Here is a 13,322-nt window from a genome sequence, read left to right as displayed (position 1 = left end):
CGTGTAAATAGAAAAAGGTTCCAGAGTCGACAGGACTTTGGAGCCTTTTTCAATACACTTTGTTATTGGGCGGTTACATTGTTTCGTGAACGTTAGTTTCTCTAAGGTTGTATCATTGGCGTCAATTTCTGTCAAGGTAAGTGTAGAGCCGCTCAAGTTATAGCTATCTGCGTCACCATCTACATAGGCAAGTTTTTTATCTAAATCAAAGATAACTTGTTCAATATCTTGATCTCCGTCTTTGTCAACTTCTGTCAAGGTTGCTTGATTCCCTTTTACAGTCAACGTGTAGGTGGCATTTCCAGAGGTTGCTGTATAAGTACTATCTAGCTCAGAGGTGTCAACTAACTTTACACCGTAACTTGTTGCTAGTTGACTAGCAGAAGTTGTATTTACTGATGAGGCTGATGATGCATTAGCTTGTGCTATTACCTGTTGATTGTCATCATCATCTGCAATTCCAACTTGTCGCTCAATTTGGTTTTCCAAAGCCTCAAGTTTGTTTTCATACACCTCTGCAGCGACAAAGCCAATCGTAGTAAGTGCCAAGGCACCTACCGACAATAAGATAATCGATTTCTTACTCATGCCTGTAACCTTCTGTTTGACTGATTCCTAAACACCTGTTTTCTTATTTTCTGCCACTTCAATAATTTCTTGTTGTTGATTATTATTTTCCATTTTGTCCTCTTTTTAACTTGTTTTCTTCAGCTCCTGCTGATAAGTCTATTATAGAGGACAATCTTGAACACTTTGGGGAAACTTTATAAACAAATTTTAAACACTTTTAAATTATGCATTAAGACGATAACCTGCACCCCAAACCGTTTCGATTAAATCAGCTCCCAGCTTATCTCGCAGGCGATTGATATGGACAGCCACTGTGGCACTATCTCCAACATAATCATAGCCCCAAATAGTTTCAAATAAGTGATCTTTAGAAAAGACACGGTTGGGATGTTTTGCCAGATAAACAAGCAACTCAAATTCGCGGTTGGGCAATTTGATTTCCTGACCATCCAAAGTCACCTTCCAATTGTCCAAGAAAATAGTCACATTTCCAACCATCAATTCATTACTGCTATCATCCTTTTGGAAACGTTGGTAGCGAGCCAAGTGCGCCTTGACACGTGCCACCAATTCCATAGGATCAAAGGGTTTGCTGATATAATCATCCGCTCCCAAGCCCAAACCTCTCACCACATCCATGGTTTCTTGTTTAGACGTGACCATCAAGATAGGAAAATCCACCTTGTCCCGTAAATCTCGACATAAATCATAGCCAGTTTTGTTTGGAAGCATAACATCTAGCATTAGAAGAGCATAATCCTCTTTCTTGAGTTGTTCCTCAACAAGTCCTCCATCATGGACCAAGTCAACTTGATAGCCCTGCATTTCCAGATAATCTCGCTCCAAATAAGCAATTTCAACATCATCTTCCGCAATTAAAATCCGTGTCATATCATATCCTTTCTCGGTAGTCTAAAGGTAAATCGGAGCCCTGGTGTTGCCTCAACAGACACACGACCACCCAATCTCTCAATAATATTTTTTACGATAGCTAATCCTAAACCATGTCCTTCTACTTGTTGACGTGTATCATCTTCCCTGTAAAATTCTTCAAAAATCAAGTTAAGTTTATTCTTTTCTAGACCTTTTCCATTATCCGTAAAGGTCCAAACAACTTCTTGCCCCTGAATATGACCAGCAAGATTTATTTGCAGTAGGCTAACTGCTGCATATTTTCTGGCATTATCAACCAGATTGTCCAAAATCCGACGGAATTGGGTCGGATCGATCTCAACAGGCAAGTGTTCAGATAGATTCAGTTGGAACTGAATGCCTTCATCTACCAGCTCAGCTGTTTTTTCTCTTACATATTCCTGTAAAAATGGAGCCAGATCAAGTTTCACTTTATCAAAAGGCATCTTATCTGTTTGTAATTGTGAAAAGGCAAATAATTTTTCCAGTAACTTCTCCATCACCTGAGATTTTTGATAAATAACCGTCAGGTACTGATTGCGTTTTTCCTCCGTATTGGCAATACCATCCAAAATTCCCTTGGCATAACCTTTGATAGAAGTCAAGGGAGTTCGCAAATCATGAGAAATATCTGCGACCATCTGCGTTCGGTTTTGCTCATACAATCGATTTTTCTCATGGGCAGCTAACAAGGAAGTCTGCATTTGATTGAACCCTTGGGTCAATTCTTCAAATTCCTTATCTCCTTGGTAGGTCAGGGGTACTGTATAATTTCCCTGTTGGATACGGTCTACACCGCTATGCAATTCATCCAAAGGACGCATGACAACACTTAAAAGACGGCGAGTAAAGAAGAAATTCAGCACCACAACTATGAGGATACCCGCTCCGCCAACAAATAAAAGTTGTAGTAGAAAGGCCTGAAATTCCTGACTTTCTTGCTGTTCTTCCATATCCTCTAGCATAGCATAAAGATAGTAAATCTGACCATCTGTTGCGACCTTGCGACTAATGACAATTTCTCCATCCACATAGGAAGTGTGGGTTGTAGCAGACACTGTTACTTCTGACAATTCATCTGCATCATCTGTCAGATTTGAAAATAAGACCTCGCCATTACTCTCTACGTATAATTTTGCATCACTTAATGCTAAATCGTCAGCTAATTTGGGAAAATCTGTACCTGAAAAGCTTTCCAGCGTTTGCTGGCTGCTAGCTGTCTTCTGACTGGTTGATTGCCAAGTACCCTGACTACGATAAATGCTGTTCACCACATAGACACTAACTCCTAACATAGCTATCAATGATAAGACCAGCAGCATCATATTCAAGCGAAATATTCGTTTCTGTAAATTCATTGTTCTTCTTTTCTAGTCAATTTTTCCACATTATAAGCAAATTCCCAGAATTTGTAAAGCATGGAAAACCCTCAACTAAAAAAGCCTAGTAAAACTAGACTTTTTATTGTGTTCTTAATACCAGCCGTTTGCCAACCAGAAGGCTTTAGCTGCTGACCATGAACCGTAGCGTTCTGCTACATAGGCATCTGCCACACGCTCTTGGTTTTCTGGTGAATAGTCACCATTCAAATATGTATTCGTTAACTGATAACGACCAATATAGATACCGTTACGTGCATCGTAGCTACCGCTTGATTCCTTCATGGCAATCCATTCTTTTGCTGCTGCATCCTCAGCGCTCAAATTTGAAGAATAGGTGCTAGTTGTTGCAGTAGAAGTTGATGATGTTGTTGATTGAGTTTGTTCAACTGAACTCTCTACTGTCTTCACTGTCACATCACCCAATTCGATAACTTGACCGACATGGATAAAATCTAAGTTGGTAATCTTATTCTGCTCTGCTAATTTTTCAACAGTAGTATTGTGTGTTTCAGCAATTTCAGACAGGGTATCACCAGACTTTACAGTATAGGTTTCTGCACTGACTACACCCGCAGTCAAAAGGGAGATTCCCGCTACCAAACCAGCAATAGTTGTTTTTAAGTTTTTCTTTAATGTAATGTTCATAATAGTCACATTCCTTTCTGTCATGTGTCTATCATACCCTCTAACTATTACTTAGACTTTGTGAAATTGTTACAAATATTACAGACAAATTGAGATTAGACAATAAAAATGCTATTTCTAGCGTTTTTTACTCATTTTTTCAATATAAATAAGAGTCCGGCTAAAGCTAACATAACTAAAATTGCTAACGTATCTGCTAACTTCCATTCCAAAATCCGATACTTGGTTCTCCCATCGCCGCCCTGATACCCACGCGCCTCCATCGCCGTTGCAAGAGCATCTGCCCTCTTAAAACTTGATGCGAATAAGGGAATCAAAATAGGAATAACTGACTTTACCTTCTGAATAAGATTTCCCTCATTAAAGTCCACTCCACGAGCTCTCTGAGCATTCATAATCCGAGTGGTATCATCCATCAAGGTCGGTACAAAACGCAAGCTCATGGATAACATCAAACCAATTTCATGCACAGGAACTTTAAATTTCTTCAAAGGTGCAAGACCTGATTCAATACCATCTGCCAAGCTAAGGGGTGTCGTCGTCAAGGTCAACAAGGTCGAGAAGAAAATAATCAAAACAAAGCGAACAAAAATAATCGCCGCCTGTTGCAAACCCTCAACTGATAATTTAAAAATCCAAAATTCCCATAAAAGTGTCGCTCCAGGTGTAAAGAAAACCTGAAAGAAAGTTGTAAATAGAATAATTCCTATCATCGGTTTCAAACCATTAATAAAAAATGATAAGCGAATACGAGATAAAACAACCATTCCTAAAACAAATGCTATCAACAAGGCATTGGTGACCAAATTATTGGCCCAAAAAATCATCAATAGAAATCCAAACATTGCTAAAAGCTTACTTCTTGGATCCAAGCGATGAATAATTGAATCCCCAGGAATATAGCGACCTAAAATTAATTTATCCATGTGTCACCATCCCCGTAAATTCTTCAATTGTAATCGGAAGACGTTCAAAGACAAAGCCTCTTCTCTCCAAATTAGCTGCAAACTTAGTAATCTTAGGTACTCCCAACTGAATACTCTCCAAAAAATCCACCTCTTGAAAAATATCAACAGGTTTTCCTGAACGCACTAATTTTCCCTTCTCCATAATGTAAACAAAATCAGCATAATTCGCCACATCGTCCATCAAATGAGTCACCAAAACGATTGTCATGCCTGACTCATGGAGCTTTTTGAAAATATCCATCAATTCCTGACGACCAGCAGGATCCAAACCAGCTGTTGGTTCATCCAAAACTAAGATACTTGGTTCCATTGCCAGAATCCCAGCAATCGCCACACGACGCATTTGACCACCAGATAGTTCAAAAGGACTACGCTCAAACAAGCTTTCATCAATTCCGACCAAGGCCAGCTTTTCACGCGCAATCGTTTCAGCCTCTTCCTGAGAAACTCCGAAATTTTGTGGACCAAAAGCAACGTCTTTTAAGACCGTTTCATCAAACACTTGACTTTCAGGAAATTGGAACACCAGCCCGACTTTCTTCCTGACCTGCTTAATATCCCTATTTTCAGATGTCGCTGTAATCACAACATCATCAATGACTACTCTTCCTTCTGTTGGTACATTTAATCCATTCAAGAGTTGTAAAATCGTTGATTTGCCCGAACCCGTATGCCCAATAAGGGCCGTGTAAGAGCCATCAACAATCTCCAAATCCACACCAAAAAGCGCACGCCCCTCAAAAGGAGTGCCAGCTTGATAGGTATAGCTTACTTCTTGGAGATCAATTCCCATAAAGTTTCCTCTAATTCTTCCTCTGTAAAATAGCGGAGCGGTAAATCAAGTCCAGTCTGACGCAAAGATGAAGCCAGTTCTGTCGTAAATGGTCTATCCAAGTCTAAATCTACCAAATCTTCTCGCATAAATAATTCATTTGGAGTGCTAATTGATTCAACCTGTCCATTTTTCATCACGATAACTCTGTCACTCAATGCAACCTCATCCAAATCATGTGTTATAGAGATAACCGTCATACCATGACGATCCTTAATTTCACGGACAATTTTAATCAAGTCGAGACGACCTTCTGGATCCAACATAGACGTAGCCTCATCCAAAATAATAATTTTTGGACGCAAGGCAACCACTCCAGCAATCGCCACCCTCTGCTTCTGACCACCAGATAAACGAGCAGGCTCACGTGTTTTAAAATCAGTCATTCCAACCAATTCCAAAGCTTCGTCAACTCGACTACGCATCTCCTCCAAAGGGATTCCCTGGTTCTCTAAACCAAATGCAACATCATCTTCAACTGTGGCACCCACAAATTGGTTATCTGGATTTTGAAAAACCATACCAATCAAGCGTCGCTTATCCCATACATTATCAATGGTTAAGGCATCACCGTCAATATAAATATCACCTGATTCAGCTTCCAACAAACCATCAATCAAACGAACGGTTGTTGATTTACCCGAACCATTATGTCCAATAATAGACAACCATTCTCCCTGTTTCACGTGAAACGAAACATCATTTAGGGTATAGCGCTCATCCTCTTGGTTGTATTTATATTTAAGATTTTTTACTTCTATAATATTTGTCATCATTTAAAAGTATCTTTGAATAAGTAAGAGGCACCCCTGAAATAATCATAGCCTGAATATAGGGTGAAGAAAAGTGCAATATAGAGTGTTATTTGCCCCACGACGTTCCAGTGTAAGAGCAGGAAAATAACTGCAAACATCTGTGAAAATGTTTTGATTTTTCCTGGCATAGCCGCAGCTAGAACTGTTCCTCCATTTTCCACCAAGAGTAGACGAAGACCTGTCACTGCCAATTCACGACAAATAATAATTGCAACTACCCAAGCTGGAGCAAAGCCAAGCTCTACAAGCATGATAAACGCTGTCATCACCAAAATCTTATCTGCCATCGGATCCGCAAATTTTCCAAAGTTTGTTACAACCTGCCATTTACGAGCCAAGTAGCCGTCTAGATAATCCGTAATACTAGCTAATGCAAAAATAAGTGCTGCCAACACATGACTAATTGTTGAATCCCAAACGGTCAGTAACAAGATAAAAATTGGGATTACCAAAATCCTACCTATCGTCAATGCATTGGGAATATTTTCTTTTTTCATTCTAATACCTTTATTGCCCTTATTCAAAATTTAAAGTGACCGACCCTGTATCGGCTGTCAGAGCTGATATATCTAACTTTTGGCCACCTACACTTACCTCTACTCCTTTGACAACACCAAGAACAAGTGTAGTAGAAGTCACTCCTTCTTCAATAGTAGTAGTTACTGTTGGATTATCAGGTGTTAGTGTAACGCCCCCCTCTAACAAGGTGTCAGAAAGGCTGATCCAACTCGTTGTATTTTTTGCTGTTACAGTTACTTCTACTGGATAAGTCACTGTTTTAAGGGTCGCAACAATGTTAGAACCTAATCCTGAAATAGTCACATTTTCTGTAGCGGAACTACTTGAACTCGTTGAATTTGACTGCGCCTGCTCAGTAGAACTCGTCTCTGTGCCACTACTTGCTTCAGATACAGATTGCTCAACTATACTATATGACGTTGTAGTAGGCGTAACAGATGCTCTATTTTGGAGCCTGCTATGAATAATATAAGTCACAAAAATAATAATCAAACCCGTCGCAAGTAATAAGTAAATCAACGGAAGATAAGAGTTCTTTTTACGTTTGCGAACCTTATAGCTTCTTTTCAATTCTGAAGATCGGAGTTCTTCTTCTCCATCTTCATAATATTTCACTAAACTATTGGTCTCGTAAGCATCCAGTAGGACATCTGCATCTAATTCCAAAGCCTCAGCATATGCTTTTAAAATAGAATGAACGTCATCTGAGTTTGCAATAAAATCAAAATCATTGTACTCAAGTGCCTGCAAATATTTAGCTTGGATTTTTGTTATCCGTTGTAAGTCAACGAATGTCCAACCCCGTCCTTCTCTAGCTGTTCTAAGTACTTCCCCTATACTCTTTTGTCTCATAATACCCTCTCTCTATCGCTCATCATGTACAGTATACTATTCTAACAAAATTCCAAGGAAATTTCGACGGGTTGCGCCCACTTATTTTGGAAAAATCGTGAAATCTGTCATATCACAGTGTTCAATAAAGCGACGCCCTGCCTCTCTGATGTCATCTAACTGAAGACTTTGTATCATTTGAGGTATATCAAAAACATTTTCATATTCTGAATACTGAGAAACAAAGTGACTAGCTGTAAACTCAAGAGAATTTAAGCTACGAATAAAATCTCCATACATCTCGTTTTTCAACAATTGTAAATGATCCTCTGTCACATCTGCATCATCCTCAAATTTCCTAAGTGCTTTCATCAGCATACTAGAAAGCGTAATGGGTTCTTGAGTATCTCCCGAGATAATCAAATAGTGGTACTCAGGTGTAACCTCTAATTGGAACTGGAAAGAAGAATCAATTTTTCCCTGTTCGTATAACTGTTGGTATCGTTTTGAAGTCCAACCAAACAACATGGCAAATAAAAATTGTAAACTGAGCCGATATTTCTGAATAGTCTCCTTATCAACCTCGTCATTTCCCCGTAAACCAACAGCCAATTTTGGGGTAGATACTTCAAATTGTTCTGAGAGATGCTCCTTTATCGGCAACTTTTGGACACCTGCCAATTCAAACGACTGAGCTGGATTATCCATCTGAGCTACTTGATAACTTGAAATTTGTTTCCAAACTGCCTCTAAATCAAAATTACCAATAACGAATAAATTCATGTTACTTGGATGATAAAACACATCAAAATTCTCATGTAAATCATCCGCAGTAATTGCAGCAATTGATTCAACTGTCCCTGCTATATCATAGGCCAAAGGACTTTCTGGATAAAGCGATGATAAAATTCCCGTAAACAAGCGATAATCTGCATCATCTTGATACATCTCAATTTCTTGTTCAATAATCCCCTGTTCTCTTTCTACATTGTCTTCTGTAAAATACGGTTCTCGAACAAAAGATTGTAAAAGTGATAGAGACTCCAATACTTTCTGAGTCGTTGAAAATAAGTAACTAGTCTGGCTAAAACTGGTATAAGCATTTGCGCTTGCTCCCAATTTAGCAAACTCATTCATAATATCCTCTTCATTCTCAGTTTCAAACAGCTTATGTTCTAAAAAGTGTGCAATCCCTGCAGGATAAACAACACTATTACCATTAGCCAATGTAAATCGAGTATGAATACTCCCAAAATTTGTCGTTAGAATTCCATATGTCTCATGGAAATCTACTTTAGGAAGTAAAACAACTGTCAACCCATTGTCAATTTTCCCATAAAAGACAGATTCTTTCATGTAAGGATACTTCTTCTCAACTAACTTCATTCTTCTGTCCCCTCCATAAAGTAAACAGCCTGTAAATTAATCATCTGTCCTACTCGAATGACATCGTCTATTGATACCGATTTGATAGCCTCAATCCAATCTAACCAACTTAAATTTCTATTTCCTAAGGTAACTTGATTATATACTTGTTCTATCAAATTATTCTGCCTATCCTGAGCCAAGGTTGCTGAATGAATCAACATGTTTTTTGTCAACTCTAATTCTTCTTCTGTAAATTTACCACATTTTAAATCAAGTAGTTGTTTACTAATTAACTTCATTACCCTGAGTCTATTTTCGCGGCTAATTCCAGCATAGACCTTCAGCATTCCTGAAAAAATAGAGACCTGACTTCCAATTGTATAGGCCAAACTTTCTTTCTCACGAACATTCATAAATAACTTCGAATGGGAGAAAGCACCTAGTAGACCATTAAATACCATCAAAGCTGGATAGTTTACATCGTTGTAAACCACCTGTAAATGATATGCCAATTCCAAAATGGACTGCCTTGCCTGTTTACGCTCGATTTTTTCTTGCGTTATGTTTGAGTATTCCTGATGATATTCTAACTCTAATTTTGGATTTCTATAAGTAAAACCAAAATCTTCAAGTTTTCTTTTGACTTGCTCTCTGTCAACTTTCCCTAAGACAAATATATCAATTTTATCCATACGCAACATATTCCGATAAATCTGAAAGGTTGATTCTGCTGTTTCTTTTTCAACCAAATCAAGCCTACCGACGCGTGGAATTTGAAGAGAGGGATCTTTATAAAAAAGCTTACTCATTTCAACATCTGCATGATAAAAATTATCTTCTATCTCTGACTGAAGAAAATTGATTAAATTCGTTTTTTCAACCTCGAAAATCTGGCTATCAAATCCTCGTCCCTTTTTCAGTGGTCTAAATATACACGTGTATAAAAAATCAAGAATCTCTACTGTAATATCCTCATTTTCTGGCAAGTGACGAGGACTGACATATGAAATTGTCACATCTACACAGTGCACCCTACCACGTTTTGAAACTGAGGTCGAGAACTGAGCACCATACAATTCTGCCAATCTTCTCCGAACAGCCTGAGCAGTCTGAAATTCTTGGTTACCCATTTCAAAAATATTTGCAACTAACACACGACCAGCAACGGTAGCCTCACTCATTTCAGCTGCAAAGCGAATACGTATACGATTTGTCGTAAACTGATCTGTATCAATAAAATGAAGATCTACTCCCTCTTGTAATTTCATCTTCTTCCTCTTTCAAACATTGTACCTTCCATTATACCATTTTGTGATATAATATTCTGTAACGAGGTGACTTATGGAATTTAAATTATTTGATGACTACATCACATTACAAGCATTATTAAAAACGACTGGTATTCTCCATTCAGGAGGTGCCATTAAAGGTTTCTTAGAAGAAAATACCATTCTTTTCAATGGAGAGGATGAAAAAAGACGCGGTAAAAAAATCCGTGTCGGAGATGTTATCACACTCCCAGACCACAACACCAGCATCACAATCGTCGCTCCTAGTGCAGAGGAAATCAAACAGCACCAAGAGGATCAAGCTGAAAAAGAACGTGTGGCTGCAATCGTTAAAAAGTTAAATCAAGAAAATAAAAAGAATAAGAAACAGGTAAAAACTCCTAAAAAAGCAACTAAAAAGACTGAAAGAAAACCTGTTCGTTTCCCTGGTATGTAGACATGTGGCTAGAACGATTAGAGTTACAACATTTTCGCAATTACAACCAAGTAGATATTGAGTTCCACAAAGGGCTCAATGTCTTTTTAGGCGAAAACGCCCAAGGAAAAACCAATATTCTAGAATCTATCTATGCTTTAGCTTTAACACGAAGTCATCGAACACGGACAGATAAGGACCTACTACAGTTTCAAGAAAAGGAATTATCTATTTCGGGTTTACTCCATCGCGCAAGCGGTAAAGTTCCACTTGACATTCACTTGACAGATAAGGGGCGAGTGACCAAGGTCAACCATCTCAAACAAGCAAAACTTTCTAATTACATTGGACATATGAACGTCGTCCTATTTGCTCCAGAAGATTTACAGCTGATAAAAGGTGCGCCTGCTTTGAGAAGAAAGTTCATCGATGTCGAGCTCGGGCAAATCAAACCACTCTATCTCTCTGACCTATCGAATTATAACCACGTTTTAAAACAAAGAAATACTTACCTCAAATCTACAGATAAGATTGATAAGAACTTCCTATCCGTGTTAGATCAGCAACTAGCTGAATATGGTAGTCGTGTTATCCAACATCGTATTGACTTTCTAAAGAAATTAGAGGAATTCGGAAATAGAAAAGTTCAAGATATTTCAGATAAGAGAGAGGAACTAACTATCGAATATCAATCCTCAATTAAGTTTACTACTTCTGTCAATTTAATTGACATATTCTTGATGGAATTAGAAAGGTGTCGCAAACGTGATTTATTTAAGAAAAATACAGGAGTTGGACCACATCGAGATGATGTAGCTTTCTTTATAAATGGAATGAATGCCCATTATGGTAGTCAAGGACAACACCGCAGTCTCGTTCTGTCACTCAAACTGGCTGAAATCGAGCTGATGAAAGAAGTCACACGAGAGTACCCAATTCTACTCTTAGATGATGTTATGAGTGAGCTGGATAATAATCGTCAAATCAAGCTACTAGAAACTATTACAGATACGATTCAAACATTTATTACAACGACATCTTTAGACCATTTACATAAGCTACCTGATAGTTTAAAAATATTCCATATTGAGTCTGGTAAGGTTACTGAGTCAGAATAAGATTATTTACACTATTGTCAATAAAATTTACAAAAAAGTAAAGACCCTGTCAAGACAATGTCATTAAGTTAAACATTTAACTAACTAAAGAAACTATTCCCGTCTGAGACTTCATGATCAAACGGGAATAGTTTTTGTATTTATGGCGCACAAAAAGGAAGGTTTTTAACCCAATTTTTCAACTATTATGATATTCTATAAGTGAAGCTTACGGGAGCCTTGCTTTTTATCTTTCTTTGGAAGGTTCGATTGGGTCGAATAATGGATAAATGCTTAGCAATGTAGGTTTCTAATTGGAAGGAAGTAAGTTCTTCTCTAAGAAATTTTCGACAGGCATAAACAGCGTCTGAAAAACAAATCTTATAAGCCTGTTTTAACTTTGATGTTTTAATGGTAACGTGTGAGGTTAGCCATTTACAAACATTAAAATTGATAAAGCGAGCGTAGATTTCTTGGAGAATACCTTCCTTCTTTTTTGCATGAAAATGAGTCAGACCGATACTGTATTTTAGGCCACGAAAACTGGTCTCTATGCCCCATCTGTAGGCATAGAGATCTTTTAATTTTTCTGGAGAATAATTCGTATTTGTCACCAAAGTTTCAAAGAAAACTGGCTTGATTTCGAGGCGCACCATTCGGAAATGAAGGTCGGAAAAACTGATTGGATCACTTTTCGGCTAGAGCTTGGTAAAAAGTCAAAGGGCGAGTGATTAGGTAAATAGCGATAGTGATTAGGAAAATTTTTATACAGTTCTTTCATCTCATTGGTTTGTTTGCGACAGATGTTTAGGTCAAATGCCTCATCAAAACAAGGGGTGTCAGGGAAGTTAAATCCTGACTCCATAGAATGATTCCCGTCACGAATACGAATAATATAGGACCAATTTCTTTCTTGACAGTGTGCCATAACATTGTAGGATTCATAGCCTCTGTCCATTATCACCAGAGCTTGTTTGAAAGAACAGTTCTTCATCGTATCAATAAAAGCCGCACGCTCATCAAACTCTCGATTATCCTGAATCCGCAGGTCATGATAAATCTCCTGTTCGAGATTGTAGAGAGCATTGATATGAATGAGATTGTACGGAGCGTGGTGTGGTCCAGTTTGGAACGAGGTCGTTTTATCAGAACGATTTCTTGGTAGAACCACATCACTACCATCAACAGCTAGGATAGGAAGGTTGTGAGAGATTGGAATTTTAGAAGTAATATTGGTAAACAGGGCTTTAAAAGCTTGGTGTTTGATCTGATATCGTCGTTGGACAAAGGCAGATTGAGTGACAGGCAAATCTAAATCAAGTAGCTCTTTGGCTAAGGTATTACCTCCCATGGTCAGTATAGCTTGAATCATGGTTTCCATCGTTAGCTGACTTTTCCGACTAAAATCTTTTTCAGGATGAAGCACAAACTGGTCGGCAGAGGAAACGATGTCATTGATACTGTCAAATAGATGAGATTTAATCTGGTCTAGCATGATTTTTCCCCTTTTATTTTTAGTGTAACATAAAAAAACTAACCCATCACATTTTGTGATAGGTTAGTTAACTTAATGACATTGCCTGTCAAGAGGGTCTTGTTTTTGTTATGGCTTCGAGCCAGTTTTTCTCGTAGAGAAAAACAAGAAAACCACCAGCTATGCTGGTGGCTGACAAGGCTTT

At 38.2% G+C, this 13,322-nt stretch carries 13 protein-coding genes and 1 pseudogene; 2 read left to right on the top strand and 12 right to left on the bottom strand.

What is annotated here, in order from left to right; translation table 11 throughout:
* From P7J36_RS10810 to yfmF, 11 genes are all read right to left on the bottom strand, one after another.
* The coding region (locus P7J36_RS10810; protein WP_408552102.1) for a hypothetical protein at positions 1-588 on the bottom strand (588 nt) is incomplete at its 3' end.
* A 204-nt stretch (positions 589-792) separates the two neighbouring features.
* Positions 793-1,461 carry a response regulator transcription factor gene (locus tag P7J36_RS10805; RefSeq protein WP_408552103.1) on the bottom strand — a complete coding sequence of 223 codons (669 nt, stop codon included), beginning with the start codon at positions 1,459-1,461 and terminating at the stop codon, positions 793-795.
* Entirely contained in the window at positions 1,458-2,840 is a 1,383-nt protein-coding gene (locus P7J36_RS10800; protein WP_408552104.1) for a HAMP domain-containing sensor histidine kinase, read from the bottom strand. Before P7J36_RS10800 ends, P7J36_RS10805 begins: the two co-directional genes overlap by 4 nt.
* A 114-nt stretch (positions 2,841-2,954) precedes the next feature.
* The gene (gene apf / locus P7J36_RS10795; RefSeq protein WP_029186229.1) at positions 2,955-3,509 is read right to left on the bottom strand and encodes an aggregation-promoting factor; all 555 of its coding nucleotides are present in this window, start codon (positions 3,507-3,509) and stop codon (positions 2,955-2,957) included.
* Between the two features lie 131 nt (positions 3,510-3,640).
* On the bottom strand, positions 3,641-4,435 hold the full coding sequence (locus P7J36_RS10790) for an energy-coupling factor transporter transmembrane component T family protein (protein WP_024395961.1): 795 nt from the start codon (positions 4,433-4,435) through the stop codon (positions 3,641-3,643).
* A complete protein-coding gene (locus P7J36_RS10785; RefSeq protein WP_408552105.1) occupies positions 4,428-5,270 on the bottom strand; it encodes an energy-coupling factor transporter ATPase in 843 nt (280 codons plus the stop codon). The genes P7J36_RS10790 and P7J36_RS10785 overlap by 8 nt, the downstream gene beginning before the upstream one ends.
* Entirely contained in the window at positions 5,246-6,082 is an 837-nt protein-coding gene (locus P7J36_RS10780; RefSeq protein WP_105147653.1) for an energy-coupling factor ABC transporter ATP-binding protein, read from the bottom strand. The genes P7J36_RS10785 and P7J36_RS10780 overlap by 25 nt, the downstream gene beginning before the upstream one ends.
* Entirely contained in the window at positions 6,082-6,621 is a 540-nt protein-coding gene (gene pgsA, locus P7J36_RS10775) for a CDP-diacylglycerol--glycerol-3-phosphate 3-phosphatidyltransferase (RefSeq protein ID WP_014638849.1), read from the bottom strand. The genes P7J36_RS10780 and pgsA overlap by 1 nt, the downstream gene beginning before the upstream one ends.
* 19 nt (positions 6,622-6,640) lie before the next feature.
* Positions 6,641-7,495 carry a cytoskeleton protein RodZ gene (gene rodZ / locus P7J36_RS10770; protein WP_099775943.1) on the bottom strand — a complete coding sequence of 285 codons (855 nt, stop codon included), beginning with the start codon at positions 7,493-7,495 and terminating at the stop codon, positions 6,641-6,643.
* 81 nt (positions 7,496-7,576) lie between these two features.
* Positions 7,577-8,860 carry an EF-P 5-aminopentanol modification-associated protein YfmH gene (gene yfmH, locus P7J36_RS10765; RefSeq protein WP_408552106.1) on the bottom strand — a complete coding sequence of 428 codons (1,284 nt, stop codon included), beginning with the start codon at positions 8,858-8,860 and terminating at the stop codon, positions 7,577-7,579.
* Entirely contained in the window at positions 8,857-10,110 is a 1,254-nt protein-coding gene (gene yfmF / locus P7J36_RS10760) for an EF-P 5-aminopentanol modification-associated protein YfmF (RefSeq protein WP_014638852.1), read from the bottom strand. Before yfmF ends, yfmH begins: the two co-directional genes overlap by 4 nt.
* 73 nt (positions 10,111-10,183) lie before the next feature.
* Here yfmF and yaaA point away from each other — a divergent pair, with 73 nt between their 5' ends.
* Positions 10,184-10,567 (top strand): S4 domain-containing protein YaaA, encoded by a 384-nt coding sequence (yaaA, locus tag P7J36_RS10755; protein ID WP_014638861.1) that lies wholly within the window; start codon positions 10,184-10,186, stop codon positions 10,565-10,567.
* Positions 10,568-10,569: 2 nt separating this feature from the next.
* Positions 10,570-11,664, top strand: a complete 1,095-nt coding sequence (recF, locus tag P7J36_RS10750) for a DNA replication/repair protein RecF (protein ID WP_408552107.1) — start codon at positions 10,570-10,572, stop codon at positions 11,662-11,664.
* A 185-nt stretch (positions 11,665-11,849) separates the two neighbouring features.
* On the opposite strand, the pseudogene P7J36_RS10745 reads toward recF, so the two are convergent.
* A pseudogene (locus tag P7J36_RS10745) lies at positions 11,850-13,138 on the bottom strand (IS4 family transposase).
* Positions 13,139-13,322: the final 184 nt, after the last annotated feature.

The organism is Streptococcus suis (assembly GCF_046032115.1).
Lineage (GTDB): Bacteria > Bacillota > Bacilli > Lactobacillales > Streptococcaceae > Streptococcus > Streptococcus suis_AJ.
Note: the sequence above shows the minus strand (reverse complement) of the source record. Positions and strands in the feature narration are given on the sequence as shown.

Excerpts from the sequence above, each read along its gene's own strand:
- P7J36_RS10805 (WP_408552103.1), bottom strand. The coding sequence starts at position 1,461 with ATGACACGGATTTTAATTGCGGAAGATGATGTTGAAATTGCTTATTTG.
- P7J36_RS10800 (WP_408552104.1), bottom strand. The coding sequence starts at position 2,840 with ATGAATTTACAGAAACGAATATTTCGCTTGAATATGATGCTGCTGGTC.
- apf (WP_029186229.1), bottom strand. The coding sequence starts at position 3,509 with ATGAACATTACATTAAAGAAAAACTTAAAAACAACTATTGCTGGTTTG.
- P7J36_RS10790 (WP_024395961.1), bottom strand. The coding sequence starts at position 4,435 with ATGGATAAATTAATTTTAGGTCGCTATATTCCTGGGGATTCAATTATT.
- P7J36_RS10785 (WP_408552105.1), bottom strand. The coding sequence starts at position 5,270 with ATGGGAATTGATCTCCAAGAAGTAAGCTATACCTATCAAGCTGGCACT.
- P7J36_RS10780 (WP_105147653.1), bottom strand. The coding sequence starts at position 6,082 with ATGACAAATATTATAGAAGTAAAAAATCTTAAATATAAATACAACCAA.
- pgsA (WP_014638849.1), bottom strand. The coding sequence starts at position 6,621 with ATGAAAAAAGAAAATATTCCCAATGCATTGACGATAGGTAGGATTTTG.
- rodZ (WP_099775943.1), bottom strand. The coding sequence starts at position 7,495 with ATGAGACAAAAGAGTATAGGGGAAGTACTTAGAACAGCTAGAGAAGGA.
- yfmH (WP_408552106.1), bottom strand. The coding sequence starts at position 8,860 with ATGAAGTTAGTTGAGAAGAAGTATCCTTACATGAAAGAATCTGTCTTT.
- yfmF (WP_014638852.1), bottom strand. The coding sequence starts at position 10,110 with ATGAAATTACAAGAGGGAGTAGATCTTCATTTTATTGATACAGATCAG.
- yaaA (WP_014638861.1), top strand. The coding sequence starts at position 10,184 with ATGGAATTTAAATTATTTGATGACTACATCACATTACAAGCATTATTA.
- recF (WP_408552107.1), top strand. The coding sequence starts at position 10,570 with ATGTGGCTAGAACGATTAGAGTTACAACATTTTCGCAATTACAACCAA.